The sequence below is a fragment of the Anaerococcus porci genome (genome assembly GCF_009696575.1).
GTDB classification, from domain to species: Bacteria; Bacillota; Clostridia; order Tissierellales; family Peptoniphilaceae; genus Anaerococcus; species Anaerococcus porci.
In genome coordinates this window covers 69,665-95,347 of record NZ_VULQ01000009.1, presented here as the reverse complement: position 1 = coordinate 95,347, position 25,683 = coordinate 69,665, and the positions used below count along the sequence as shown (strand labels likewise).

The following is a 25,683-nucleotide window of genomic DNA, read 5'->3' as shown; positions in this document are numbered from 1 at the left end:
ATCAAACCTCTTTAAACACCTTAGATGAAGGCTTTGAAGATGCTTTTTCCTATTTATCTAATGGAGTAATTCATAGTAGACTTAAATCAACCAATTGCTTAGAAAGACTAAACGAAGAAGTTAGAAGATGTGAAAAAGTGATTAGAATATTTCCAAATCAAGAATCGGCTATTAGACTAATAGGAGCAATCCTCATTGATATCAATGAGGATTGGATAACATCTTCTAAATTGTATATTAAAATGAAATAGTAAATATTGGACTAGGATAATTTACACAATATTTTGGACTTGACTTTAATCTCCCTTATTAAGTTGTGGTTAATTTAATTGTAAGGTAAATGATTAAATATGTCTTTTTTATTACAGACCAAAAATTAAGAATATAGTTCAATTTTATATTTTTTGCTATGAATTTATTTTTATAATCTTTGAAATTCTTGGGACTATGATTGCAGCTAAGAGAATTTTTACTAAGTCTGGAACAATAAAAGGAATCATTCCAATTGTAAATACTTTTGATATACTTATTGTAGTTCCCATTATTTTATTTAAAATAAAATACATATAAGGAAGTCCTATCAAATATAAAATAATTTCTGAAATGATAAGAGCTGATACAATCTTTATAAAACTTTTTTCTCCTTTAGTAAACTTAGAAATAAATACTGCACAAATAACGAATGCAATTAAAAATCCAAAACTTGGTTTTAAAAATGACTGTATACCCCCGCTAAATCCAGCAAAAATTGGAAATCCCAGCAATCCAAGTAGTAGATAGATAAAAACTGTGAGTCCAGCGTAAAAAGGTGTTAATAAAAGTCCAGTCATAAATATAAAAAAGCTTTGTAGAGTAATTGGAACAGGACCTACAGGAATTGATATAAAAGCACCTACAGCTATAAGCGCTACTAAAAGTGCTATTTTTGTTATGTCTTTTGTTTTAAATTTCATTTATAACCTCCAAGAAATATATTATACAATGTTATGGAAAGTGTCAAAGTAAAGATAAATATTTTTACTATGCTAAAGTTTTAAAATAAGCAAGGATATTATCGACAGGAAGTATATATTATTAAATATAGATAATATCTATTGATTGAGCTTTATTTGACCATTTGGTAAAATATTATATAAATAATGCATGAGTTAATAAATATAAGAATAATATATATAGTATATTAAAGTAAAAATTATTAGGACTATTGTAATAATCCTAGCATAAATTTAAAATATCTCTCTACTGATTATTATAGTGAAAGGATTATAGAATGCAGCTTAAAGAAAAAGTATTTTTTTTAATAAAAAATGATACTAACTCATTTATATCAGGGCAAACAATTGCTGATAAATTAAATATTTCAATATCTAAAGTTAAAGAAATAGTAAATTTAATTAAAGAAGATGGATACATTATTAATTATAGTGAAAAAGGATATAGAATTAAAAATGAAAATAGAGTTTTATCAGAAGAAATAAGGAAAAATTTGCAAAAAGATTTGCATGGAATTGAAATAAATTGCTTTAAAGAAATTGATTCTACGAACGATGAAGCAAAGAAAAATGGCAAAAATCATTTTTCTATCTTTGTTGCACCAAAACAAAGTGATGGGAAAGGAAGGTGTGGTAGAAAATTTGAATCTCCTGGAGGACTATATTTTTCTATTTTTCTTAAAAAAGATGAACTTGTTTTTGCAGATATTTTAACAATTAGAGCTGTAGTAGCTGTAGTTAGAGTTTTAAAAAATATAGGTCTTGAAGTAGGAGTTAAATGGGTAAATGATGTTTTTATTGATAATAAAAAAGTTTGTGGAATTTTAACAGAGTCGCTCATAAATATGTACGGTGATATTACAGATATAGTGGTTGGAATTGGAATTAACATAGGTACGGATCAAAGCAAATTTTCAAAAGAAGTTAGAAGTGTTGCTGGTGTAATTGGAGATGGAATAGATAAAAATTTAATAGTAGCAAAGATTTTAAATGAACTATCGGATATATTTAAAATAGAAAGAGGGATAATAATAGATGAGTATAAGAGCTATTTAATTGTTTTAAATAAGAAAATATATTATAGTATTGATGGTTCAATCAAAGAGGGACTTGCATTGGATATTGATGAAAATGGATCGCTTGTAATATTAGAAAATGAAAAAATCAGAAAATTAAGCTATGGAGATGTGTCTATAAAATTATGATTTTGATAAATAAAATATTACTTTCATCTTTAAGGCAATTAAAAATAAAGTTTTACTAATAAATTAAAAAATCTATAATAAATTGGAATATTAATCTTTTTATTAGGATATATGTAATCGATAATAAGTCGATGCATATATCCTTTTTTATTAATCATCTATAAATTTAGGATATTAATTGAAAATTTCAAATAGTTATAATTAACTTAGAAAAAGAATAAAAAAAATTATATAAAAAAACTTAAATAATTGACAAAAGAGAATTAATACTATAAAATGATTAAGTAAAAATTTTTAACTAATTGGAGGAATAAAATGAATTTAGAAAATTTAAAAAATATAATTGCTAGTAACTTTGGAATTGACAAGGAAGAAATTAAGATGGAATCAAATCTAAAAGATGATCTAGGTCTAGATTCTCTAGATGCAGTTGAATTAACAATGGCGATAGAAGAAGAAACAGGAAAGGAAATTCCTGATGATGCATTTGAAAAAATAGCTACTATAGAAGATCTAATATGTTATTTGAATAAATAATATGGAAAAGTATTTAGAAATTACAGAAAAACTTATTAAGTCTTTGGAAGATTCATCACTTGATGTTCTTGAATTTAAATTGGATAATTTTTCTTTGAAAATTGGAAAAAATTCATTTTTTGAAAATAACTTACAAGAAAGTGTTAAAGAAAATAACAAGAATTTTGAAGCTAAAAAGGTAATCAATGATGCAAAAGTAGAAAAGAAAGAAATAGTAAAAGAAGAAAAAAATATAAAGATTTTGAAGGCTCCAGTTCTTGGAGTTTTTTACTCTTCTAAAAGTCCAGAGGCAGATCCCTTTGTAAAAATAGGGGATAAGGTAAAAAAAGGAAGCACCTTATGTATTATTGAGGCAATGAAGATGATGAATGAAATAAAAGCTCCTTATGATTGTAGGATTGTTGATTGTCTTGTATCCAATGAAGACTTTGTTGAATATGATGCTGAAATTTTTAAATTGGAGCAATTATGATCAAGAAAGTTTTGATTGCAAATCGTGGTGAGTGTGCATTATCCATTTTAAGAAGTGCTAGAGAGTTAGGTATTGAAAGTTTAGTTATTTATTCAAAAGCCGATGCAAATCAATCTTATATTTATTTAGCTGATGAAGCAGTTTGTATAGGAGATAAGTTTTCTAAGGATACTTATTTAAATATGGATGCGATTATATCTTGTGCAAAAGAAAAGAATTGTGATGCAATTCATCCGGGATATGGGTTTTTATCAGAATCTCATGAATTTGCTAAAATGGTCAGGGATGAAGGGATTATTTTTATAGGTCCAAGTCCAGATGTAATAGAATTAATGAGTGATAAAATTCAAGCCAAAAAACTTATGGAAAAGATTGGAGTTCCTGTTGCAAAGGGAATTCCACTTAATAAGCAAAGTGAGGAAGAAATATTAAAAATTTGTGAAGAAATTGGCTATCCTATACTCCTAAAAGCCAGAAGTGGTGGTGGAGGAAAGGGAATGAGAAGAGTTGATTCTGCTGAGGAAATTTTTCATGCTATTAATTTAGCTAAGGCTGAAGCAAAAGCTTCTTTTGGTGATGAAAAAATATTTATCGAAAAACTTATTGAGCAACCAAGGCATATTGAAGTACAAATTTTATCAGATGGAGATAAAGCTATACATTTGTTTGAAAGAGAATGTAGTTTGCAAAGAAATAATCAAAAACTTTTAGAAGAAGCCCCTTGTGATTTTATATCTAATCAATTAAGAGCAAAGCTTTATAAAGCAAGCCTAGAGTGTGTGAAAGTTACTAAATACACTGGTGCAGGAACTATTGAATTTCTAGTTGATAATGATGAGAATTTTTATTTTTGCGAGATGAATACAAGACTTCAAGTCGAGCATGCAGTAACAGAAATGATTACTGGAATTGATATTATTAAGGAACAATTTAAAATTGCTTCAGGTATTGGTCTTTCAATAAATCAAGAAGATGTAAAGTGTTTTGGACATTCAATTGAGGTTAGGATAAATTCAGTTGACCCATTAAATAACTTTATGCCATCAAGTGGAAAAATAAATTTTTTATTTACACCTGGAGGAATGGGTACAAGGTTTGAATCAGCTATCTATAAAGGATTTGATATTCCTATCTACTATGATTCTATGATTGGAAAAATAATAGTAAAGGATAATAAAAGGTTAAACTCAATAAAAAAACTTAGGAGAGCTATAGAAGAAACTATGATTGAGGGAATAGAGACAAATCTAGGGTTTATGTATACACTTTTATTTGATGTAGATTTTTTAAAAGGCAGAATCCATACAAATTATATTAAAGATAAGGAAGAAGTCTTAATAAATAAAATGAAAGAGGTAGCTAAAATTGTCCAAGAAAGATCTTAAAAATAGAAAGACTTTATTATACACAATAAAAAAACTTAGCAAGCTTGCCAAGGATTTTTCAACAAAAAAAAACAATGAAAAAATATTTGTTTGTAAAAAATGTGGGAAGGCAAATCATTTAGAAGACTTGAAAAAAAATTTATTTATTTGCTCACAATGTTCTTCATATTTTCCCTTAACTGGTATAGACAGATTTGATATGCTCCTAGATAAGGGATATAGGGTAATTGATTATAATTCAAAAAAAACCAACCCTATAAATTTTCCAAATTATAGAAATAAGAAAGAGGATGAAAAAACCGAAGCTGTAAAAATTGCAAGAGGTAAAATTTTGGGAAATTCAGTTTTAGTGGCTTCACTTATTAATACATATATGTTAGGCAGTCTTGGCACTTATGTTGGAGAAGAAATAACAAAAATGATAGAAGAAGCAGAGAAAAAGCAACTACCTATTGTAATTATTTCTTTAAGTGGAGGAGCTAGAATGCAAGAGGGGATTTTTTCTTTAATGCAAATGGCAAAGATTAGTTCAGCACTTTATTCTTTTGGAGAAAAAGGTGGACTTTACATAAGTCTTCTAACTAATCCTACTATGGGAGGAGTTAGTGCAAGCTTTGCAGCTCAAGGAGATTATAACATTGGAGAGCCTGGTGCCTTAATAGGATTTGCTGGTCCAAGAGTAATAAAGGAAACACTTCGTGAAAAGATACCAGATAATTTTCAAAAAGCAGAAAATCTTGAAAATTTCGGATTCTTAGACATGATTATTGAGAGAAAAAATCAAAGAGAAATAATCGGAAAAATTTTAAGGATGCATAGGAGTAAATATGGACGCTTATGAAAGAGTTATAAATGCTAGGTCTAAAGATAGAAGTGTATCTAAGGAGGTTATAGAAGATTTATTCGATGATTATTATTATATAAAAGGAGATAGGGCTTTTGGAGATACACACTCAATAATTGGTGGAGTAGGAGAGCTTGAAAATTATACAATGACCTTTATAGGTATACAAAAAGGTAAGAGTATGGAGGAGGCTATACAAACAAATTTTGGAATGCCTGAACCTCATGCATATAGAAAGGCCATAAGGTTAATGAAAGCAGCTGAAAAATTCAAAAGGCCAGTAGTTAATTTTATTGATACACCAGGTGCCTATCCAGGTGTTAGAGCAGAGGAAAAGGGACAGCATCAACTTATTGCTGATTGTCTTATTACTATGGCTGGCTTAAAAGTTCCTAGTTTTGCATTTATAATCGGTGAGGGTGGTTCAGGAGGTGCATTAGCTCTTGCTCTTGCAAATAAAATTTATATGGGGGATGGAGCTGTTTTTTCAATTCTTTCACCTGAAGGATTTTCCTCAATTTTATATAAAAGTAAGTCAAAGGCGAGAGAATCTGCTCAACTAATGCGATTAACTTCACATGATTTACTTGAAGATGGAATTATTGATGGGATTGTAAAGGAAGATAGGAATAAAATCTCAATTTCAGATTTAAAGAAAATTATTTTGGGGGATTTAAGGTATTATTCAAAATTTTCCTCAAATGAAATTGTTAGAGATAGGCATGATAAATTTAGAAAGATAGGTGTTAAGTGGGTTTAGAATTTATAGAAGCTCATAAGTTTGATATAGAAAAATTTGTAGAAAATGATTATTTCGAAAATAATCTAGACACAAGTTCAGAGTGGATTGAAAAAAGGACGGGGATATTTACTAGACAATTTTCAGATTATGGAGTTGATGAAATGGCATTAAATTTAGTCAAGAAATTTAAAAATAATATGGAAAATCTAGACTTAATAATTTGTGCATCTTTTTCTTCTAAAAGAAGAATGCCATCAATTTCTAACCTAGTAAGAGAAGAGCTTAAGAATAATCCCCACTGTCTTTGTTTAGATATAAATCTTGCTTGCAGTGGATTCGTTGCAGCTTTACTTATGGCAGAGTCATACCTTTTAGAGGGAAGAAGAGCTTATATCTTTGCAAGTGAAAAGATTTCTGACTTTATGGATATGGAAGATAGAAAGACAGCCATACTTTTTGGAGATGGAGCAGGAGGAGTTTTGGTAGAAAAAAATAATAAGCTATGGGAGGCTGACGTAGCATCTTTTCCAAATGAAAATTCTTTGAATTTAGGTGAAAACTCTAAAATCACTATGGATGGGAAAAAAGTTTATAGGTTTGCAATTGAAGAAGTTTTAAATTCTATAAAAAGACTTTTAGATAAAAATAAATTTACAGGAAAAGATATAGATAAGATGATTTTACATCAAGCAAATAAGAGAATAATCAATCATGTTGTAGAAAAAATCGGAATGGAAAAAAGCAATTGTCTATCAAATTTACAAAAATATGGAAATACGTCTGCTGCATCTATTCCTCTTGTTCTTGCAGAAAACTTTGCTTCTATTAAAGAAGGCGAAAAAATAATCTTTTCTGGTTTCGGTGCAGGTCTTTCTGTTGTAAGTGTTTTGATGGAGTGGTGAAATGGATTTAAAAAAATTACTTGATATAAAGTATCCGATTATACAAGGTGGAATGGCACATATTGCAAATGGAGAATTTGCTGGAGCAGTTTCAAGTGCTGGTGGTTTAGGTATTATTGGTTCTGGAGGAATGGATAGCAATTCTCTAAGAGAAAATATAAGAGCATTGAGAAAAATAACAGACAAGCCTTTTGGGGTTAATTTGATGATGCTTAGACCAGACATTGATAAGCTAGTTAAAGTTGTTTTAGAAGAAGATGTAAATATAATAACAGTTGGAGCAGGAAGTTATGAAAAGTATGCTGATGATTTCGAAAATAAAAAAATTAAGGTTCTACAGCTAATATCATCACCAATTCAAATAAAAAGATATGAGGCTCTTGAACCCTTTGCATTTATAGCAGAAGGCTTGGAAGCTGGAGGGCATATTGGACAAATGACAACTATGACCCTTATTCCTCAAGCTATAGCACAGACTAAAAGACCAGTTATAGCAGCAGGAGGTATAGCCTCTGGACGAGAAATTTTTGCAGCAGAAGTTTTAGGAGCAAGTGGAGTACAAATCGGTACAGGATTTTTATTTACTAAGGAATGTCCAATTCATGAAAATTATAAAAACAAATTATTAAAATCTAATTCATCAAAAGTAACTGTAATTGGGAATATAAATGGAATACCTATGCGAGTCTTAAAAAATAAGATGACAAGAGAATATCAAAGGCTTGAAAGAAATAATTCTCTTTTAGAACTTGAAAATTTCACCATTGGTAGACTTAGGAAAGCTGTTGTTGAAGGGGATGTAGAAAATGGATCTGTAATGACTGGCTTATCTATTGGCTCCTTTAATTCGGTGATATCTGTAAAAGAATATATTGAAAAATTAATGAGTGAATACCGAGAAATAAAAGATGAATATAAAAATAAAAAATAAATATATAAATATACCAATTATTCAAGGAGCTATGGCAATTGGTATGTCAAATAAAAGCTTAGTAGCAGCAGTAGCAAATAGAGCTGGGATAGGCACTTTATCAATGGTAAATCCTGGTTATGCACAGGAAGATTTTATGAAAAATCCATTTGAGGCAAATAAGAGAGCCTTTATAGAAGATTTAAAATTTGCAAGGGAAAAGTCGAATGGTAGAGGTCTCATACTGACAAATTTAATGCATGTTGTAGAAAGATTTAATGAATATTTAGAGTTTTTAAATAGTACAGATGTTGATGGTGTAGTTGTAGGAGCAGGACTCCCCCTTGAATTGCCAAAATATATTTCAGAAGAAAAAATAATAGGCCCTATTGTATCATCAGAAAGAGCATTAAAGATTATTATGAAGAAGTGGGTGAAGTACAAAAGAAAACCTGATTTAATAATTTTGGAAGGACCTAAAGCTGGTGGTCATCTTGGATTTAAAAGAGAGGATTTGAAAATAAATATTCTAGATGAGTTGAAAAAAATTATTAAATTAAGTGAAGAAATTCCAGTCTTTGTTGGAGGAGGCTTTGGTAGTCCACAAGCTATGAAAAAAGCTTTAAAAATGGGAGCTAGTGGAGTTCAAATAGGAACAGGATTTTTGTTTACAGAAGAATCAGGTATGCCAAAATCTACAAAAGAAAAACTTCTAAAAGAAATAAATAATGGAAATCTTAAAAATGTTATATTAGAAAGTCCTGTTGGACTACTTGCAAGAGGTATAGAAAACAAACTTGTTAAAAGAATGAAATCAGAAAAAATTCCACCTAAGCGTTGTATTTCATGTATTAAAACTTGCAAAAGAAAAGATACAAATTATTGTATAAGCGAGGCTCTTATAAATGCTGTAAAAGGGGATATAGATAATGGATTATTTTTTGCAGGAACTGATATAGAAAATATTGAAAAAGTTAGGTCTGTAGATGATTATATAGACTGGTTACTGGAGGAAAAATGACTAAAATAGGGGTGGTTTTTGGAGGGCAAGGTTCTCAATATGAAAATATGGGAAAAGTTTTTTTAAATCATTCAAAAACCAAATATATATATGAAGAAATTTCTGAGTATAAAAAGATTATTTTAAATGGAGATCTAGAAGAATTATCAAGGACTGAAAATCTTCAACCTATAATGCTTGCATTTCAAATATCTGCACTAGAATTTTTAAAAAAGAATGAGAATATAGCTGCAACTTGCGGCTTAAGTCTTGGAGAATATGCAAGTCTAGTATTGGCGGGTTCTTTGCCATATAAAGATGCACTTTCTCTTGTCAAAATAAGAGGAAGTCTTATGCAAGATGAAAGTCAAAAATATGATACTAAGATGCTTGCAATTTTGAATAAAAATGAAGATGAAGTTAAAAATCTTATTATTAATTTTTCTTATCCTGATGAAATCCATATTTCAAATATAAATAGTCCAAAGCAAGTTGTAGTTGCTGGAGATACAAAAAAAATAGACTTTTTTAAAGAATACATGACTGAAAGAAAAATACGAGCCATTGAAATGAAAGTAAGTGGTGCCTTTCACACAAGCTTTATGGAAAATGCTGGAAAAAAATATTTTGAAAAGTTAAAAGAAATAAAATTTGAAAAACCTAAGATAGATTATTATTTAAATCTAACAGGGAAAAAATATAGTGAAGAAGATTTAAGAATTGTTTTATCAAAACATATATATAATCCTGTGAGACTTTTTGATGATATAAAAAATATGATAGATTCTGGAGTGGATAAGATTGTAGAAATCGGTCCGGGTAGTGTGATTTCTAATATAATTAGAAAAAACTTCAAAGAAGTTCAAGTGATTTCTCTAAAAAACGAAGAAGAAATAATTAAGGGGTAATGATGAATAATAAAAAATATGCTCTAATAACAGGGGCTAGTGGGGGTATTGGAAGTGCTATTGCAAGAAAGCTTGCAAGTGATTATAATTTAATCCTCCATACAAGAAGTAAGAAAGATAAGATAGATAAATTAAAAAAAGAATTAGATACAGAAGTTATTTGTATAAGTGCAGACCTATCTAATTTTGAAGATTGTCAGAAAGTTTTTAATATATGTAAAGAAGAAAATCTTGATGTAGAAGTACTAGTAAATAATGCAGGTATGACTTTGGATAATGTAATTTTTAGAATGAAAGAAGAGGACTTTGTAAAAGTAATAGAAACAAATTTATATTCGGTTTTTTATCTCTCCAAATTATTTGCAAGGACAATGATGAAGAAAAAAAGCGGGAGAATAATAAATATTGCCTCTATAAGTGGAATTAGAGGCAATGTTGGACAAACAAATTACAGTGCCTCAAAAGCTGGAATCATTGGTTTTACTAAGTCACTTGCCAAAGAACTTGCTACAAAAAATATTTTGGTAAATGCAGTAGCACCTGGTTTTATAGATACAGAAATGACAAATAATTTAAATGATGCAGTTAAGGAAGAAATTTTAAGAGATATTCCCTTAAAAAGATATGGGAAAGCTGAAGATGTAGCTGGATTAGTTTATTTTTTATCAGGAAAAGACTCGTCATACATAACTGGTCAAGTTATTTCAGTTGATGGAGGAATGAATATATGAGAGTTGTAGTTACAGGTTTTGGTGCTTTAACACCAATAGGTTCAACGAAAGAAGAACTTATAAAATCTATGAGTGATGGAAGATGTGCTATTGACGAAATCACGCGTTATCCAATAGAAAATAGAGAAGTTACTCTTGCAGCTGAACTTAAAAATTATAAAGAAGATAAAGAATTTTCAAGAAAAGAAATAAATAGATTGGATAAGGTAAATCAATATGCCATCTTAGCTGCAAAAAATGCTATGAAAGATTCAAAACTTTCAAAAGAAGAAATAGAAAATAAAAGAGTTGGAGTTTATATAAGTTCAGGGATTGGTGGAATAAGAACTATTGAGGAAGATTATGTAAGGGGAATGAATAGGGGATTTGATAAGTTAAGTCCTTACTTTATCCCAAAGGCAATAATAAATTCAGTAGGTGCAAATGTTGCAATAGAACTAGGAGCACATGGTTCTTGTATATCTATGGTAACTGCTTGTGCATCATCTACAAATGCAATAGGGGAAGCTTATAGGGCAATAAAAGATGGTTACGAAGAAATTATCTTTGCCGGAGGAAGTGAGGCATCGATTACCGAACTTGGCATTGGTGGATTTACATCTATGAAAGCTCTTAGCACTTCTAAGGATAAAAATAGGGCATCAATTCCTTTTGATAAGGATAGGAACGGATTTGTAATGGGAGAGGGTGCTGGTGTTTTGGTTTTAGAAAGTTTGGATTCAGCTTTAAAAAGAGGAGCAAATATAATTGCAGAATTAGTTGGTTATGGAGTAAATTGTGATGCTTATCACATAACATCACCATCACCTGATGCAAAGTTTGCAACAAAAGCAATTGCAGATGCTATAAAAGATGCGGGAATAAGTGCAGATGAAATAGATTATATAAATGCCCACGGAACTTCAACATTTTTAAATGATAAACTTGAAACTCTTGCAATAAAAAATATATTTGGAGATAGAAAAATTAAAGTATCTTCATCAAAATCTCAAATGGGACATCTACTAGGTGGTTCTGGTGCTGTTGAATCAATACTTTCGATTTTAGCAATGAATGAAGGATTTTTACCCCCATTAATAAATTTTAAAAATAGAGATTTAGAATGTGATCTTAACTTTGCTTTAGAAGCAGAAGAATATCCTATAAATTATTTTCTCAAAAACTCACTTGGATTTGGGGGACATAATGCAGCCCTAATTTTTAAGAGGTATTAATATGGAAATAAATTTTGATCAATTAAAAGAAATCTTACCACATTCTTATCCTTTTATAATGATTGACAAGATTGTTGAAATAGACAATAATAAATATGCAAAGGGAATTAAATCAGTATCTGGTGGAGAATATTATTTTCAAGGACATTTCCAACAGGAGGCCATAATGCCTGGGGTTCTTCAAATAGAAGCAGTTGCTCAAGTTGGAGCAGTAGCACTTTTAAGAGAAAATCCTAAAAGGCTTGCTTTGCTTGGTGGAATAAAAAATGCACGATTTTATAAGCCAGTAAAACCAGGAGATTATTTGGAAATAACTTGTGAGATGATGAAAATAGTAAAAAATCTCGGTATTGGAAAGGGTAATATTATAAGAGATGGGGAAATTGTAATGACTTGTGAAATATCCTTTGCTTTGAAATAGGAGGAAAAATGTATAATAATTTGGAAAAAATATTTGATGAAGTATATGAAAAATTTAAGTTGAATTTATATAAAAATATGTTTGCCAACTTACAGGATAGGGAGGCAACATTGACAGCAACTGAAACTTTTACCATTGAAGTTATACATGCACTAAATAGACCAAGGGTAAGTGATGTTACTGAATTTCTTGAATGCTCTCATCCAAATATTGCTTATAAAATATCTGCTTTAATAAAAAAGGGCTATCTTAAAAAAATTCAATCCGAAGAAGACAGAAGAGAATATTATCTAGAATGTACAGAAAAATTTTATGAGTATTATAATATGAAAAATTCTTATATAGAGTTGGTCTTAGATAGACTGAGAAAAAGAGTTGATAAAAAAGACATAGAAACCATGGAAAAAATTCTTGAAATTATGAGTGATGAACTTATGCCGGAAGTAACTAAATTTATAAATTCTAGGAAAAATGAAGATTCTAATGGAAAAGAATCATAAGATTCTACTACTGAGTCTTAATAATTTGAAAAATAAAATAGGTTTTTAAAAATGTTATAATCAAGAGTTTTTAAGATTTTAAAGTAATCCTAAAGGCTCTTTTTTATTAAAAAATATACTTTTAAAACTATTTTAAAGGATTTTCCAGCTTATATATAAAATATTAGATTAGAATTTAAAAGCTAATATAGTATTTATAAAAATATTAATAAGAGTAGATGATTTTTAAAATTTATAAGGAGAGTTTATGAAATTTGCATATATCATTATGGGTCCTTTTGATCCAATTGTTGATAGAAAGTGTATAGGAAAAAATAATAATGCACAAATTATTGGAGTAAGAAATTTAGAGATGGCAAAAGATATAGCCATTAAATTAAAAAAAGAAGATATTGATGTAATTGAGCTTTGTGGGGCATTTGAAGAAAGAGGAGCAAAAGAGATTATTAAGGCTACTAATAATGAAATCCCTATAGGGTTTGTATCTCATTTTAAGGAACAAGATGATATGTTTAAGAAGTTATTTGGGTAAATAGAAATATGTAAAAAGTGCCAAGAGGCACCTTCTTTATTATATTTATAATATATGTTTTCCGCCATCAAGTCTAAGACCCCATCCCATCATATGTGCTGATACTTCACTTGCTAGATATAAGGCTGCATTTGCTACTTCTTCTGGCTTTGCATATCTTTTATCATATGATGCTTCTGCAAAGAATCTTTCAGCTTCTTCTGGAGTTTTACTATCACCAAATGTATTTTTCTCTATTCTTCTCATCATATCAGTGTCTACTGCAGATGGTGCGATATAATTTGCATGAATTCCACTTCCGCCTACTTCTGTAGCTAAGGTCTTAACAAGGGCTGCTACTGCGTGCTTGCTTGCTACATAGGCTCCCATTCCTGGACTTCCTACGTAAGATCCTTCTGATCCAAGAACTACAACAGAACCTTTTTTATTTTCTAACATATAAGGAATGGCATATTTCATAGAATATAAAACACCATACACATTTATAGAAAATACTTTGTCATAATTTTCTTTTGTTGAATCTTTTATCTCTTGGTAGTCTCCATTGTTTCCAGCATTTGATACTAGGGAATAAAGAGTGCCAAAATCTTTAACTACTTGATCTGTTACCCTTTTTACTTCTTCTTCATTTGTTATATCTAATACATAACCACGAACCTTATCTTCTGGTGGATTTCCCAATTCTTCTATTAGTTTATCTACCTTTTCTTTTCTAGTAGATGTAAGGGCAAGTTTTGCACCTTCTTTATAAAAAGCCTTTGTTATAGCCCTACCTATTCCACCTGTTGATCCTGTTATGAGTACTACCTTATCTTTTAAATTTAAATCCATAATTATCCTTTCTTTAATTTAATAAGCTTACATTTATATTTTACTCTAAAAGATAATTTCTAATAATATTCTTTACTTTGATAAATCAAAAAAAAGAATAGGCTTTTAAATTATTTAAATTTCAATTGTTGTTTTATTCCTTTTATGATAATATTATATTAAGGTGAGATTTTTGTTAAAATCTTGTAAATTGAATATTATTAAATGGAGGAATTATGCAATTATCGACATTATCGTCTTTGCAATGGAATCTGATTGCAGGAGGGCTTGCAATATTTTTATTTGGTATCAACCTTATGGGAGATGCCCTTACTAATTTTGCTGGACCAAAATTGAGGGGATATGTAGAAAAGTACACATCTAATCCAATCAAAGGAGTATTGGTGGGAGTACTTATTACTGGTTTAATTCAATCTTCATCAGCAACTACAGTTATCGCCATAAGCTTTGTTAGGGCAGGTGTAATGAGTCTTGAGCAAGCTATTGGTGTCATTTTGGGTGCCAACATAGGTACAACTGTGACTGCCATTTTGATTGGTTTTAACCTAGACTACTTATCCTATTTTATATGCCTTATAGGTGTAATCGTGTTTTTATTTTCTAAAAAAAGGAAGGGAAAATATATTGGAGAAATTCTTGTTGGTTTTGGACTTTTATTTATAGGTCTAAAGATGATGGGAGATAGCCTAGCAGAACTTAAGAACATCCCTGGCTTTGAAGATATAGTTACATCTTTAGGAAGAAATCCACTTATAGCGGTTATAGTAGGTGCTTTACTGACAGCACTTATCCAATCATCATCAGCCTTTATTGGTATTGTCCAATCTCTTTATGCATCTGGGGCAATAGGGCTTAGCTTATCGCTTGGGTTTTTATTTGGTGCCAATATTGGTACTTGTATAACAGGAGTTCTTGCTTCTTTGGGTGGTTCTTTATCTGCTAAAAGAACAAGTTTGTTTCATGTACTTTTCAATGTGTTGGTATCAATCATATTTTTAATATTGTTGGTGCCTTACCAAGGATTTGTAACTTTTGTATCTGATAAGTTTTCGCTTAATCCAATGATGACTATAGCAGTGGCACATTTTAGCTTTAACTTTGTTGGTATGATTTTATTCTTACCAATTATTAGGCAAGTATCAAGGGTACTTCATAAAATTATACCTGGTAAGGATTCAATCTTTTCTGATGTTAAGGATATTGAACTTGAAGAAAGTTTAATTAATACCTTTCCAGCTGCAGCCTTAGACCAGGCCAAGTCTGCTATTATTAAGGAAAGTAAGATAGCTCTTGAAACTATTAAGGCTACTCGTAAATATCTAAATAGTGGAGATAAAAATGACCTTTCCACTGCAAATCAAGCAGAAGCCTTAGTAAATGAGATGGATACTAAGATTCAAAAATATATACTTGATATATCTAAGTCGAATTTAGTAAGTGAGCTTGAAGGTGAAATACATAACTACTTACAAGTACAAATAAATGTGGAAAGAGTCTCAGATCTTGCTCAAAATTTGGGAGAGTATTTTGACGAAATAAATGAGGCCAATGAAAAATATAATGAGGAAGCTTTAGAGGATTTAAATAAGATATATGACTTGGTTATAAACAACTATGTTAATTCAATAGAAGTATTTGAGTCGGAAGATTCAGCACTTTATGAAAAACTAAAAGAGGATGAAGCTAACCTTGATCTTCTTGAGCAAAACTTAAGGAAATCACATTATAAAAGACTTAGAAATGGTGAGAATCTAACTACAGTTGCAAGCTCTGTATTTGTCGATATAGCTTCAACTATTGAAAGAATTGGAGATCATGCTTTTAATATTGCCCGTTTAACAGTAGATCCTGTAAAGGTTCATAGTGAGTATGAAAAACAAATAGTAAAATTGCATGAAGAATAAGATTAAAGCTTTCGTATATTTGCGAAAGCTTTTAATTTTATAAATCAAATTTATTATTTTACAATCTATTGCATTTAATTATAATATATTGGGTATAAAAATAAAAGATAAATATACGAGAAAGTAGTATTGATAGAGAAATAATAAGGGGAATTTTAAATAATAATTTTATCTATCTATGGTAAAAATATTAAAATAGCAGTTTTATTAGCTTTATTTAGGGTGTTTTTTAGTATATAAAAAGGAGTTTTCATGTTAGAAGTTAAGAATTTTACCAAAAAATATAAAAATGGAAAGCTTGCTGTAGATAATATTTCATTTACTGTAAAAAATGGGGAAATTTTTGGATTTTTAGGACCAAATGGTGCAGGAAAGTCAACTACAATAAAAGCCATAGTAGGGCTTATAAAAAAGAGTAGTGGTGATATTACTATAGATAATATTATGATTGAAGATAATCCTTTATTATATAAGTCTAAATTCTCATATCTTGCTGACAATCCTTTGCTATTTGAAAAATATAATGGAATTTCATACATAAACTTTGTTGCAGATATATATGGCGTAAGTAAAGAAGATAGGGACAGAAGACTCAACAAATATCTTGATTATTTTAATATAAGAGAGTCTATGGTAGATGATATTTCATCTTACTCCCATGGAATGAAGCAAAGACTTGCCATAATAGCAAGTCTAATCCATAATCCAGATCTTTTAATATTGGATGAACCAATGGTAGGACTTGATCCTAAATCATCATTTAATCTTAAAAAGATTATGAGGGATAGGGCAGATAGGGGCAAGATGGTTTTCTTTTCAACCCATATGATGGAGGTTGCTGAAAATATTTGTGACAGGATTGCAATAATATCAGAAGGAAAAATTGTGGCAATGGGAAGCCTAGATGACATTAAAGAGAATCTTTCTGAAGATAAGTCCCTTGAAGAGATGTTTTTGGAGCTTACAGATGTTAAATAAAAGATTTAGACAATTATTTATTAAAAATTTCAGAGAAGAAAATCTCAAATACCTACCAAATACCAAGGTCTACGGATATCCTAATGACTATGTGTTAAGAATACTCTTGATATTAGTAATTTACGGTTTTTATCTAGGGGTAGGGTTTTCTATCTTTATGTTTTTAGCCTTCGTTTACCTTAAAAATGGAGATGAGTTTTCATATTTTATGTCATCATCTCTTGTAATAAGTTTCTTTGCCCTTATTTTAAGTATAAATGACCTGATTACTGACTATAGTAGGAGTAAGGAGATTACTATACTAAGAACTATGCCTATTAAGGAGAGTGAGATTTACCTATCTAAATTTTTTGCTAAAATTTTATCAAGTTTTGAAGTTTTCTTATTTTATATATTAATGGGTATAGTTTATTTCTATATAGACGGATTTAAAGCCATAAGACTTATAGGATATGTAATAAATTTTCTTCCTATGATTGTTATACCAATTCTACTTATGTCCCTTATTATCATGATTATAATGAGATTTTCAAATATAAGGTCTTATTCTAATATATTCAAATTCATAGGCTATGGTATAAGTTTATTACTTATAGGTTTTGTCTATTTTTACGCTTTCAGGTCAAATAGTGGAGATGCATTTTCAAAAATAGGAAAAATTTTTATATCATCTGATAGCATTCTTTCATATTTATTTATCCATACAAGGATATATGCAAAAAGTTTAAACGCTTCTTTTATAAGCTTTATAGGCTATAGCCTAGTTTTATACCTTTATTTTGCTATTTTGATTTTTATAAGTGAAAAGATTTCCTCAAAAATATACTTAGATTCATTTTCTGAATTGAGACAGAAGAAAAGACATAAAAAGCAAGGCTTGGTTAAAAGTTCACAAAATTCGAAAATTATAGCAATATGTAGAAAAGATTTCAAATCTCTAATAAGCACTCCAGTATATGTTTATCCTGTTTTATCTTCTATGATAATTTTTACTATATTTTGGGGATTTGGAGCAAGTGGATTTCTAGATATGATAAAAACACTTGATTTTTCGAATAAGGATTTATATTTAATCTTTATTATTGGCGGATTTGTCTTTAGATATTTTATATCGGCTAATGATGTAGCTATAAATTCGTCTTTATCAAGGGAAGGAGAGGGGCTTTATCAAACATTAACTTATCCGATTGCCCCAAGGGATAATGTTCTAGGAAGGCTTATTTCTATAAATTTATTAAATACCATTTTAAACATAGGTTTATGTATTATTTTATCTTTGCTTACTAAAGTAGATTTTTTGGCAAGTTTATCCTTATTTATAGGATTTACTTTAGCAAGTCTTCTTTCATCAATGCAGGGAATTTTGATGGACTCTAAGTCTGTTAATATCCACTGGGAAAGAGAGAAAGATTTGACTAGGGGTTCATCAGCAAATATAGGATATTATCTTGCAAGTGGTATTATACTTTTAATAGTAGGTGTATTTAGTTTTTTAATATATAATTTAACTAATATCTATGTTGCATTTTTATTTATATTTATTCTTATAATTTTAGTTATTAAGTTTCTTTATATGGCTTGTATAAGGTCATATAGAAATGGATTTTATGATGTATAAATAGATGAAAAAAGACTGCCAAATCATGATATGGGCAGTCTTTTTGAAATTCAAATCTATTTAATTTTAGTACCAACCATTGTTATTCCAGAATGCTAGAGCATTATCCCAAGAACCGTATCTTTGAGCTACATATTGGTCTGCTACTCTTTCTTGGTTAGCTGCTGAATAGTCTCCATTTAAGTATGAAGATGAAAGTTGGTATCTTCCTATATATTGTCCGTTTCTAGCATTGTATGATCCACCTGATTCTCTCTGAGCTATGATTTCTTTAGCTGATGAGCTTGATCCTTGGTAGTTTTGAGCAGGAGCTTCATAGTGAGTTTGTGCTGGGGCTTCATAGTGAGTTTGGTTTGAAGATTGATAATTTTGAGCTGGTGCTTGATAAGAAGTTTCTTGTGTATAATTATTATTAGCTACAACCACTTGTGGCTTATTGGCATTTGCAAAACTTTCTGGAAGATCTAAAAGTGATTCATGTATGTATCCTTCTTTTCCTTCAAACACTACTTTAACAAATCCATTGTTTGCATATGAGATAACTTCTACTACGTCATCTTTTTTTAGTACTTGATATACTTCTGATTCTAAGTGATCATCTTTTCTGAAGTTAGCTGGGTTTATTACCTTTGCTTCTTCAACTACGTTAAACCAGTAGCTTCCTACATAAGCTTCTTTATCATCATATTTGATTTTTAACCAACCATTTTGATTATCAATAACTTCATAAGCTTTATCATTATCTATAAGTCCTATAACGTTATTAGCTTCCTTAGCTTCACTTCTTACATTTACTGCAGCTGCCTTATCGGAATTTTTAACAGCCTTTGAAGCTTCTGCCTTATTTGTTGCTGTGAAGATTGTCGGTAGAACTAAAGCAGCTACTAGTCCATATTTTTTTATTTTTGTCATAATGATTACTCTCCTTAATATTGTTTTTAATTTATTTGTAACTATTTTCTAGTTATTTTTGATTAAATTTATTTTTTTGTAACATTAGTTACAAAATAATTACAACTTATCATTTACAAGGCATATAATATATCAAGATTGTGTAGAAAATATGTGGAAATATATAAAATTTAGAAAAATTATCATTTTTTTATCTTATTTGTTATAATATTAGATAATTAAGTTAGAAGGAAGGTCTAAATGAACTTTATAAAAGCAGAAGAATTTACTGATTCTACTCTTGTTGAGTTGATTTCAGATGATAAATATAATGAAGAACTTGCCAAAAGAGCTGATAAGGTTAGAAAAGCAATTTATGGAAGTGATGTTTATGTAAGAGGTCTTATTGAATTTTCTAATTATTGTAAAAATGATTGCTACTATTGTGGAATAAGACGTTCAAATAAAAATATAGAAAGATATAGGCTTGATTTTGATGAGCTTATAATGTGTGCTAAAATAGGTTACAAATTAGGTTATAGAACTTTTGTCCTTCAAGGCGGGGAGGATATGGCTTATAAGGATGATGATATATGTAGGATAGTTGAAGAGATTAAAAAAATACATTCAGATTGTGCTATAACCCTTTCTCTTGGAGAAAGAAGTAAAAATTCTTATAGAGCCTTTTATAATGCAGGAGCTGATAGGTATCTATTAAGGGAAGAAACTTCAAATAGACAGCATTATTATAAAATCCATCCTAGTGAGATGTCCTTTGAAAATAGGAGACAGTGTTTATTTGACTTAAAGGAAATAGGATTTCAAGTTGGTGGAGGATTTATGGTAGGTTCACCTTACCAAGAAGATGAAGATCTTGTTAAAGATTTAAGATTTTTACAAGAACTTGAGCCAGATATGGTGGGCATAGGTCCTTATATTTCTCAACATGATACCCCATTTAAGGATATGGAAAATGGGTCATATAAAAAGACATTAAGGCTTGTTTCAATACTTAGGCTTATGTTTCCATATTGCTTAATACCAGCTACTACTGCTCTAGGGACTATTAATCCTTTTGGTAGGGAAGAAGGACTTAGGGCAGGTGCAAATGTCCTTATGCCAAATCTTTCACCTACTTCATATAGAGAACTTTATTCTCTATATGATAATAAGATTTGTACTGGGGATGAGGCTGCTGAATGTAGGTCATGTCTAGAGTTAAGAGTTAAAAAAGCAGGCTATAATATAGTTACAGCTAGAGGAGATGTTTCAAAAACTAAAAGATTTTATGTAGAAAAAAGAGGCTTATGCAAATTAAATTAATCTTTACTAAATCATTACAAGTTTCTCTAAGATAATTTGACCTTGATGAGCTGGAAAGCTTGTTCACAAAATTGTCTTTGGGTAACTTATAATGATGCAAGATATAATTGTTATTTGCAAGTGCCTCTTTTTAAATCTTTATTTGTTTTTCCATTTTATTTTCAAAGTATGAAATATGGCCAAATCCCAAGTCTTTTAGGTGTTTTATAGTTTCGTCTATCATATATCCGCATGTATCAGGAGTATGGGAGTCTGATCCTAGTGTTATAATATCTCCTCCCATAAGCTTATACTTTTTTAGGATATTATCCTTTGGATTGGCATGCGGAAGATTATTTCTAAAACCCGCAGTATTTACTTCAATACCCCTATTTGTATCTATTAATTCTTTTAGTAGTTTTTCAATTAAATCTTCATATAATTCATATTTTGGTATTAAAGACTTATCATTTATATACCTATCTATGTAGTCTATGTGACCTAAAACTGAAAAGTCTTTAATAGCTTTTACACTATCAATCATATAAGAGTAGTATTTTCTAAAAGAATTAATAGGATCTTTTTCTATAATCTTTCTTTGTCCCCATACATCCACAAACTCAACTGCATGAATCGAGCCTATTATAAAATCAAAAGGATTATCCTTTATTATTTTATTGATAATATCTTTATTTTCATAGGCTATACCTATCTCAACACCGGTTAGTATTTTTATGTCTTTTTTGTATTTTTCCCTTAAATGATTAATGGTAGAAAAATAATCATCAAGGTCAAAGGTCATATCATCGGCGTTTTTTTGGCAATATTTATCTATATGGTCTGTGAAAGCCATAATCTTAATATTATTATTAATACATGATTTTATATTTTCTTCTGGATTAGTATGTGAATCGAAAGAAAACTTGCAGTGCATATGTAAGTCTTGCATATTATTCCTTTCCTTATTTTATATAATAATATCATACTAGTTTTAAATATTATATAAAGTCCGTAAATATAATTACAAAAATACTTTGAAATTTGTTATAATAAGGATAATAAAGTTAAACAGGAGATAGTAATGAAGAAAAAAAACATTCTAGGCTTAGGACTTGGCCTTCTAATGTTAACAAGCCCTATTAATCCAATTGAAAAAAATTATAAAAATATAGCTTTTGCCGGAGATATGACAACAAGCGAAGAAAATACTTATGATTCTATTATAAGCGAAATTGAAGACTTTAAAAAAAGTGAGATATATAAAAACTTAAATGAAAAAGTCAAAAAAGATTTTGATGATTTAATAGGAAATTTAAATGAAGAAAACTTTACTCAAGAATCTTATAATAAGATTAGTGAAAAAATTTCAGAAATAAAGTTAGCTGAATATAAGAAACTTTATAAAGAAATAAAGACAATGATAAAGGGGAATTTATCAGATAAGCTAAAAAATAATTTTAATGAAATAAAAGAATCTTATGATTCTGTACAAGAATATAATCAAAATTATAATAATTTGAATATTTTAAAAGATAAAATAAATGCCTACAATAAAGAACTTGCTCTTGATAGAAATATCTTAAAAGAAGGAATTGAAAAAAATAAAAATCTTGATTTAGCTGATGAGAAAAAAGTTTTAGATAATGAAGATTCTAATCTTGATTCAGTTAATGAAGCTATAAAATCTATTAATAAAAAAGTAGATGATTTTAATGAAAAAGTAAGGAAAAAGGCAAAAGAAGAAAAAGAAAAATTAGCAAAAGAAATTGAAGATGCTATCAAAAATCACGAAGAAGTAAAAAAAGATATAGTTTATAAAAAATCAAGTAAAGAAGCCAAAGATAAATTGGAGAAGGCTTTTAATGAATTAAAAAATAGCCAAATAGCTTTAAAAGAAGGTAAGGAAGAGGATTTTGGAAAAATTATAGATAAGTATAATGAGCTTGTCAATAATCTTGATGGTAAAATATTTATTGATGAACTTAATGCCCTTATTAAGTATTTTAATGAAAATCAAGACAAGATAAAAGATGAAGAAAAGAAAGCAAAACTTTCTAAAGAACTTAATTCTGTAGTTGATGATGATCAATTTGATAGTGAAAAATTAAAGGATCTTGAAAAAAGAATAAAAGATGCAGTAAATGAAAAACCTGGTTACTTAGAACAAGAAACACCTAAAAGAGTTACAGTATCTAGATCCAAAAATCCAGTTGTGAAGAAAAGTCGTTCTTTTGTAAGGACAGGAATTGGATCAATTGCTAAAGTGGCTGGAGTTTTAGTTCTTGCAGCAGGTGGATACTTATATTTAAAGAAAAAGAAATGATTTGAATTTTTCTTTAATTATTTAAGCATAAGTCTTAATTTAATTCTAGCAATATAATAATCTTTTATAAAAAAACTGTTGAAAGAATTTTTCTAACAACAGTTTTTTATTAATTTATTTTTTAAATCTATGATAAAAAGCTTGAGTTTGTTTAGAAACTAGCCTCATAATAATCCTATTTCAAAAAACTTAACTTTATTATAATAAGATTTAATGAAAATTTTACTATCAATATTATTGGAAAACATCATAAGGGTGTTTGTTACTTAAGCTTAATAAGATAGGTATATTTATAAAAATCTCCCTTTTAGTTTTATTCTAAAAAGGAGATTTGAGATATTTATAATAATTTATTTGCCTAAATTTTTGTTCTATCAAATATTTCTAGAAGTTCTTCAAGAACTAGAATTCTTTCTCTGATTTTTTCACCTTCATCTGTATCTTTTATAAGCATTCTAGGAATTAATTTTTCAGTTTCATAAATTTTTGGGGTATAGGAGCCCATATTATCCCTTATATTTTTATAAGATACATGTTCTGCAAGTGCTATGTGGTGAGAGTTATACATTAGAGTATAGCCAGCTATGCCTGTCTTTTTTTGGTAAGGCTTTGATATGCCACCATCTATTACATAAAGCTTACCATTTGCTCTTACAGGTTTTTTGCCTTCCTTTACTTTTACTGGAACGTGACCATTTATAATTCTTCTTCTTTGGTCTTTTAAATTAAATTCATCAAGAATCATATTACAAATATCTTCTTTTTTATTTAAATCATAATATGGATTCATCTCTTCTTTTTTAAGTTCTTTATCATCAACTAAAAGATTTTCAAAGTAAGAATATTGACTTTTACCAAATAAAGGGGATTTTTTGCCACATACTAGATACCAAACTATGTCTTTTGCATATTGTTTTTCTTCAGATTCTGGTAAGAAATAGGCATCTCTTGCAAGCTTATCAAATAAATCCATCAACTCTTTTCCCTTATAGGCTTTTCCTTTGATTTTTATTTCTTGGAAAGAACCGTCAGGATTTAAAGGTATGCAACCATGGAAAAGAAGAGAGCCGTTAGATATTTTATACATAGAACCATTGTTATACATAAACTTAATGTGTTCATTTAGGAGGATATTTTTGGAGAACTCTTTTTGCAATATGTCTATTATGAATTTTTCTTCTAAGCTGAGCTTGAGAGGATCTTTTTTATCTATAGTAGGAAAGTTTTTATCTAAAAGTTCTACACCCTTGTAGGTCATTTTAGTGAAATCAATGTGTTTTAAGAAATTTCTATCATCCATATGAAATTCAGGATTTCTTTCTAAAAGTTTACCATCAAGCTTAAATCTTATGACACTCATAGCCTTATACATCTTGGCTGCTACATCCTTATTTACTTTATCATAGATATTTTCTTCAAATATTCTTGGCATAAATCTCTCACATGGGTCATCTCTATAAGTTTTCATAGAAAACTCATAAAGTGGTCTGAGATTTATTCCATAACCTTCTTCAACAAAATCAAAGTTATTATATGAGATTGCATTGCAAAGACATGCTGCTACCAAGGCCTTGTTTCCAGAACATGCTCCCATCCAAGCTATATCATGGTTTCCCCATTGTATGTCTACATTAGGAAAAGTTAAAAGTTCATCCATAATAATATTAGGTTCAGGCCCCCTGTCGTAAATATCTCCAACTATATGAAGGCTATCTACAGAAACTCTTTGGATTAGTGATGATAATACTATTATAAAATCATCAGCAGCCTTATATTTTATTATATTTTCAATTATTTTTTCATAGTATAATTTCTTATTAAATTCAGAATCATTAGTATATAAAAGTTCATCTATAATTTCCTTATAATTTGTAGGAAACTTATTTTTAACTGTATCTTTTGGATACTTTGTTGATACAAACCTAAAAAGATTAACTAACCTATGAATATTAATTGTGTACCAATCATCATCTATCAAATTTTCTTCTTTAAGTCTAACAAGTTCTCTTTCTGGATTATAGATAAGGTTTGCAAGATCATCTTGGTCCTTTTTTACTAGGGTATCTCCAAAGTATTGGCTAGTCTTATCTCTTATATTTCCAGCAGCAGATCTTAGAAGGTGAATAAAGGCCTTGGCCTCGCCATGAAGATCCGAGAAAAAATACTCAGTTCCCTTTGGTAGGTAAAGTTTTGCCTTAAGACCTATAATTTCATCGACTAAGTGGGTTTTTGTTGGGTAACTTTCTTTAAGTAGATTTAAATACTTTTCATTCATATGAATACCTTTCCTTAATATTTTTTACTATTCAAAAAAGGGACTGTTGCAAAACCATGAATTTCTATCATTCCATCATTACAAATTACTCATAGACAATTTGAGAATAGCCTACCAGCTCATGAAGGCCAAATTGTCGTGGAGGAGCTTGTAATGATGGAATAACGATTAATTCATTCTGCAACAGCCCCCTCTTGCTTCCTTTTTTGTTAATTTGACATCTTTTAGTTAACAACTATATATTAAAAACTTAAGTGCTTTTTTAA

At 29.3% G+C, this 25,683-nt stretch carries 26 protein-coding genes; 21 read left to right on the top strand and 5 right to left on the bottom strand.

Annotated elements, in window-relative coordinates; genetic code table 11:
* Window positions 1–251: transposase (locus FYJ26_RS07990; RefSeq protein WP_195837853.1), on the top strand; the 251-nt coding region annotated here is incomplete at its 5' end.
* A gap of 156 nt (window positions 252–407) precedes the next feature.
* Here FYJ26_RS07990 and FYJ26_RS07985 read toward each other — a convergent pair.
* Entirely contained in the window at window positions 408–953 is a 546-nt protein-coding gene (locus FYJ26_RS07985) for a biotin transporter BioY (protein ID WP_154541333.1), read from the bottom strand.
* 317 nt (window positions 954–1,270) lie between these two features.
* On the opposite strand from FYJ26_RS07985, the gene FYJ26_RS07980 reads away from it, so the two are divergent.
* The 15 genes from FYJ26_RS07980 to FYJ26_RS07910 all read left to right on the top strand — a co-directional run bounded on the left by FYJ26_RS07980 (window position 1,271) and on the right by FYJ26_RS07910 (window position 13,295).
* Window positions 1,271–2,197 carry a biotin--[acetyl-CoA-carboxylase] ligase gene (locus FYJ26_RS07980; protein WP_154541331.1) on the top strand — a complete coding sequence of 309 codons (927 nt, stop codon included), beginning with the start codon at window positions 1,271–1,273 and terminating at the stop codon, window positions 2,195–2,197.
* A 315-nt stretch (window positions 2,198–2,512) separates the two neighbouring features.
* Entirely contained in the window at window positions 2,513–2,734 is a 222-nt protein-coding gene (acpP, locus tag FYJ26_RS07975) for an acyl carrier protein (RefSeq protein WP_154541329.1), read from the top strand.
* A 1-nt stretch (window position 2,735) separates the two neighbouring features.
* Window positions 2,736–3,206 (top strand): acetyl-CoA carboxylase biotin carboxyl carrier protein, encoded by a 471-nt coding sequence (gene accB, locus FYJ26_RS07970; RefSeq protein WP_154541327.1) that lies wholly within the window; start codon window positions 2,736–2,738, stop codon window positions 3,204–3,206.
* Window positions 3,203–4,591 carry an acetyl-CoA carboxylase biotin carboxylase subunit gene (locus tag FYJ26_RS07965; protein ID WP_154541325.1) on the top strand — a complete coding sequence of 463 codons (1,389 nt, stop codon included), beginning with the start codon at window positions 3,203–3,205 and terminating at the stop codon, window positions 4,589–4,591. Before accB ends, FYJ26_RS07965 begins: the two co-directional genes overlap by 4 nt.
* On the top strand, window positions 4,572–5,432 hold the full coding sequence (locus tag FYJ26_RS07960) for an acetyl-CoA carboxylase carboxyltransferase subunit beta (RefSeq protein ID WP_154541323.1): 861 nt from the start codon (window positions 4,572–4,574) through the stop codon (window positions 5,430–5,432). The genes FYJ26_RS07965 and FYJ26_RS07960 overlap by 20 nt, the downstream gene beginning before the upstream one ends.
* Complete coding sequence (locus FYJ26_RS07955; RefSeq protein WP_154541321.1) at window positions 5,419–6,195, top strand: acetyl-CoA carboxylase carboxyltransferase subunit alpha; 777 nt, start codon at window positions 5,419–5,421, stop codon at window positions 6,193–6,195. The genes FYJ26_RS07960 and FYJ26_RS07955 overlap by 14 nt, the downstream gene beginning before the upstream one ends.
* Window positions 6,186–7,079, top strand: coding sequence for a 3-oxoacyl-ACP synthase III family protein (locus tag FYJ26_RS07950; protein WP_154541319.1), 894 nt, complete (start codon window positions 6,186–6,188; stop codon window positions 7,077–7,079). The genes FYJ26_RS07955 and FYJ26_RS07950 overlap by 10 nt, the downstream gene beginning before the upstream one ends.
* A gap of 1 nt (window position 7,080) precedes the next feature.
* Window positions 7,081–8,010, top strand: coding sequence for an NAD(P)H-dependent flavin oxidoreductase (locus FYJ26_RS07945; protein ID WP_154541317.1), 930 nt, complete (start codon window positions 7,081–7,083; stop codon window positions 8,008–8,010).
* A complete protein-coding gene (locus FYJ26_RS07940) occupies window positions 7,988–9,010 on the top strand; it encodes an NAD(P)H-dependent flavin oxidoreductase (RefSeq protein ID WP_154541315.1) in 1,023 nt (340 codons plus the stop codon). The genes FYJ26_RS07945 and FYJ26_RS07940 overlap by 23 nt, the downstream gene beginning before the upstream one ends.
* Complete coding sequence (locus FYJ26_RS07935) at window positions 9,007–9,897, top strand: ACP S-malonyltransferase (protein ID WP_154541313.1); 891 nt, start codon at window positions 9,007–9,009, stop codon at window positions 9,895–9,897. The genes FYJ26_RS07940 and FYJ26_RS07935 overlap by 4 nt, the downstream gene beginning before the upstream one ends.
* Before the next feature lie 2 nt (window positions 9,898–9,899).
* Complete coding sequence (fabG, locus tag FYJ26_RS07930; protein WP_154541311.1) at window positions 9,900–10,628, top strand: 3-oxoacyl-[acyl-carrier-protein] reductase; 729 nt, start codon at window positions 9,900–9,902, stop codon at window positions 10,626–10,628.
* Window positions 10,625–11,842 carry a beta-ketoacyl-ACP synthase II gene (gene fabF, locus FYJ26_RS07925; protein WP_154541309.1) on the top strand — a complete coding sequence of 406 codons (1,218 nt, stop codon included), beginning with the start codon at window positions 10,625–10,627 and terminating at the stop codon, window positions 11,840–11,842. The genes fabG and fabF overlap by 4 nt, the downstream gene beginning before the upstream one ends.
* Window position 11,843: 1 nt before the next feature.
* The gene (gene fabZ / locus FYJ26_RS07920; RefSeq protein ID WP_154541307.1) at window positions 11,844–12,263 is read left to right on the top strand and encodes a 3-hydroxyacyl-ACP dehydratase FabZ; all 420 of its coding nucleotides are present in this window, start codon (window positions 11,844–11,846) and stop codon (window positions 12,261–12,263) included.
* An 8-nt stretch (window positions 12,264–12,271) separates the two neighbouring features.
* Window positions 12,272–12,763 carry a MarR family winged helix-turn-helix transcriptional regulator gene (locus FYJ26_RS07915; RefSeq protein WP_154541305.1) on the top strand — a complete coding sequence of 164 codons (492 nt, stop codon included), beginning with the start codon at window positions 12,272–12,274 and terminating at the stop codon, window positions 12,761–12,763.
* Between the two features lie 247 nt (window positions 12,764–13,010).
* Window positions 13,011–13,295 (top strand): DUF6506 family protein, encoded by a 285-nt coding sequence (locus FYJ26_RS07910; protein WP_154541303.1) that lies wholly within the window; start codon window positions 13,011–13,013, stop codon window positions 13,293–13,295.
* Between the two features lie 45 nt (window positions 13,296–13,340).
* On the opposite strand, the gene FYJ26_RS07905 is transcribed toward FYJ26_RS07910, so the two are convergent.
* Entirely contained in the window at window positions 13,341–14,126 is a 786-nt protein-coding gene (locus tag FYJ26_RS07905) for an SDR family NAD(P)-dependent oxidoreductase (RefSeq protein WP_154541301.1), read from the bottom strand.
* Window positions 14,127–14,341: 215 nt separating this feature from the next.
* On the opposite strand from FYJ26_RS07905, the gene FYJ26_RS07900 reads away from it, so the two are divergent.
* The 3 genes from FYJ26_RS07900 to FYJ26_RS07890 all read left to right on the top strand — a co-directional run bounded on the left by FYJ26_RS07900 (window position 14,342) and on the right by FYJ26_RS07890 (window position 18,626).
* Window positions 14,342–16,030 (top strand): Na/Pi cotransporter family protein, encoded by a 1,689-nt coding sequence (locus FYJ26_RS07900; protein WP_154541299.1) that lies wholly within the window; start codon window positions 14,342–14,344, stop codon window positions 16,028–16,030.
* 252 nt (window positions 16,031–16,282) lie between these two features.
* Window positions 16,283–17,008 (top strand): ABC transporter ATP-binding protein, encoded by a 726-nt coding sequence (locus tag FYJ26_RS07895; protein WP_154541297.1) that lies wholly within the window; start codon window positions 16,283–16,285, stop codon window positions 17,006–17,008.
* Window positions 16,998–18,626 carry an ABC transporter permease gene (locus FYJ26_RS07890; RefSeq protein ID WP_154541295.1) on the top strand — a complete coding sequence of 543 codons (1,629 nt, stop codon included), beginning with the start codon at window positions 16,998–17,000 and terminating at the stop codon, window positions 18,624–18,626. Before FYJ26_RS07895 ends, FYJ26_RS07890 begins: the two co-directional genes overlap by 11 nt.
* A gap of 66 nt (window positions 18,627–18,692) precedes the next feature.
* On the opposite strand, the gene apf is transcribed toward FYJ26_RS07890, so the two are convergent.
* Window positions 18,693–19,538 carry an aggregation-promoting factor gene (apf, locus tag FYJ26_RS07885; RefSeq protein ID WP_154541293.1) on the bottom strand — a complete coding sequence of 282 codons (846 nt, stop codon included), beginning with the start codon at window positions 19,536–19,538 and terminating at the stop codon, window positions 18,693–18,695.
* A gap of 240 nt (window positions 19,539–19,778) precedes the next feature.
* Between apf and hydE the strand changes: the two genes are divergently transcribed.
* A complete protein-coding gene (gene hydE, locus FYJ26_RS07880; protein WP_154541291.1) occupies window positions 19,779–20,840 on the top strand; it encodes a [FeFe] hydrogenase H-cluster radical SAM maturase HydE in 1,062 nt (353 codons plus the stop codon).
* A 130-nt stretch (window positions 20,841–20,970) separates the two neighbouring features.
* Here the strand turns inward: hydE and FYJ26_RS07875 are convergent, their stop codons facing one another.
* A complete protein-coding gene (locus FYJ26_RS07875; protein ID WP_154541289.1) occupies window positions 20,971–21,768 on the bottom strand; it encodes a histidinol-phosphatase HisJ family protein in 798 nt (265 codons plus the stop codon).
* Window positions 21,769–21,900: 132 nt separating this feature from the next.
* Here FYJ26_RS07875 and FYJ26_RS07870 point away from each other — a divergent pair, with 132 nt between their 5' ends.
* Window positions 21,901–23,142: an ATP-binding protein gene (locus FYJ26_RS07870; RefSeq protein ID WP_154541287.1), complete on the top strand. Its 1,242-nt coding sequence runs from the start codon at window positions 21,901–21,903 to the stop codon at window positions 23,140–23,142.
* A 358-nt stretch (window positions 23,143–23,500) separates the two neighbouring features.
* Here FYJ26_RS07870 and FYJ26_RS07865 read toward each other — a convergent pair whose 3' ends face one another.
* Window positions 23,501–25,417, bottom strand: a complete 1,917-nt coding sequence (locus FYJ26_RS07865; protein ID WP_154541285.1) for a fructose-1,6-bisphosphatase — start codon at window positions 25,415–25,417, stop codon at window positions 23,501–23,503.
* Between the last annotated feature and the right edge of the window lie 266 nt (window positions 25,418–25,683).

What these genes read in the sequence shown, in the direction of transcription:
- FYJ26_RS07890 (WP_154541295.1), top strand. Translation starts at nt 16,998, where the DNA reads ATGTTAAATAAAAGATTTAGACAATTATTTATTAAAAATTTCAGAGAA.
- FYJ26_RS07895 (WP_154541297.1), top strand. Translation starts at nt 16,283, where the DNA reads ATGTTAGAAGTTAAGAATTTTACCAAAAAATATAAAAATGGAAAGCTT.
- FYJ26_RS07915 (WP_154541305.1), top strand. Translation starts at nt 12,272, where the DNA reads ATGTATAATAATTTGGAAAAAATATTTGATGAAGTATATGAAAAATTT.
- FYJ26_RS07865 (WP_154541285.1), bottom strand. Translation starts at nt 25,417, where the DNA reads ATGAATGAAAAGTATTTAAATCTACTTAAAGAAAGTTACCCAACAAAA.
- FYJ26_RS07935 (WP_154541313.1), top strand. Translation starts at nt 9,007, where the DNA reads ATGACTAAAATAGGGGTGGTTTTTGGAGGGCAAGGTTCTCAATATGAA.
- FYJ26_RS07980 (WP_154541331.1), top strand. Translation starts at nt 1,271, where the DNA reads ATGCAGCTTAAAGAAAAAGTATTTTTTTTAATAAAAAATGATACTAAC.
- FYJ26_RS07940 (WP_154541315.1), top strand. Translation starts at nt 7,988, where the DNA reads ATGAATATAAAAATAAAAAATAAATATATAAATATACCAATTATTCAA.
- fabZ (WP_154541307.1), top strand. Translation starts at nt 11,844, where the DNA reads ATGGAAATAAATTTTGATCAATTAAAAGAAATCTTACCACATTCTTAT.
- FYJ26_RS07955 (WP_154541321.1), top strand. Translation starts at nt 5,419, where the DNA reads ATGGACGCTTATGAAAGAGTTATAAATGCTAGGTCTAAAGATAGAAGT.
- hydE (WP_154541291.1), top strand. Translation starts at nt 19,779, where the DNA reads ATGAACTTTATAAAAGCAGAAGAATTTACTGATTCTACTCTTGTTGAG.
- fabF (WP_154541309.1), top strand. Translation starts at nt 10,625, where the DNA reads ATGAGAGTTGTAGTTACAGGTTTTGGTGCTTTAACACCAATAGGTTCA.
- FYJ26_RS07905 (WP_154541301.1), bottom strand. Translation starts at nt 14,126, where the DNA reads ATGGATTTAAATTTAAAAGATAAGGTAGTACTCATAACAGGATCAACA.
- FYJ26_RS07985 (WP_154541333.1), bottom strand. Translation starts at nt 953, where the DNA reads ATGAAATTTAAAACAAAAGACATAACAAAAATAGCACTTTTAGTAGCG.
- apf (WP_154541293.1), bottom strand. Translation starts at nt 19,538, where the DNA reads ATGACAAAAATAAAAAAATATGGACTAGTAGCTGCTTTAGTTCTACCG.
- acpP (WP_154541329.1), top strand. Translation starts at nt 2,513, where the DNA reads ATGAATTTAGAAAATTTAAAAAATATAATTGCTAGTAACTTTGGAATT.
- FYJ26_RS07910 (WP_154541303.1), top strand. Translation starts at nt 13,011, where the DNA reads ATGAAATTTGCATATATCATTATGGGTCCTTTTGATCCAATTGTTGAT.
- FYJ26_RS07900 (WP_154541299.1), top strand. Translation starts at nt 14,342, where the DNA reads ATGCAATTATCGACATTATCGTCTTTGCAATGGAATCTGATTGCAGGA.
- accB (WP_154541327.1), top strand. Translation starts at nt 2,736, where the DNA reads ATGGAAAAGTATTTAGAAATTACAGAAAAACTTATTAAGTCTTTGGAA.
- fabG (WP_154541311.1), top strand. Translation starts at nt 9,900, where the DNA reads ATGAATAATAAAAAATATGCTCTAATAACAGGGGCTAGTGGGGGTATT.
- FYJ26_RS07870 (WP_154541287.1), top strand. Translation starts at nt 21,901, where the DNA reads ATGAAGAAAAAAAACATTCTAGGCTTAGGACTTGGCCTTCTAATGTTA.
- FYJ26_RS07945 (WP_154541317.1), top strand. Translation starts at nt 7,081, where the DNA reads ATGGATTTAAAAAAATTACTTGATATAAAGTATCCGATTATACAAGGT.
- FYJ26_RS07965 (WP_154541325.1), top strand. Translation starts at nt 3,203, where the DNA reads ATGATCAAGAAAGTTTTGATTGCAAATCGTGGTGAGTGTGCATTATCC.
- FYJ26_RS07875 (WP_154541289.1), bottom strand. Translation starts at nt 21,768, where the DNA reads ATGCAAGACTTACATATGCACTGCAAGTTTTCTTTCGATTCACATACT.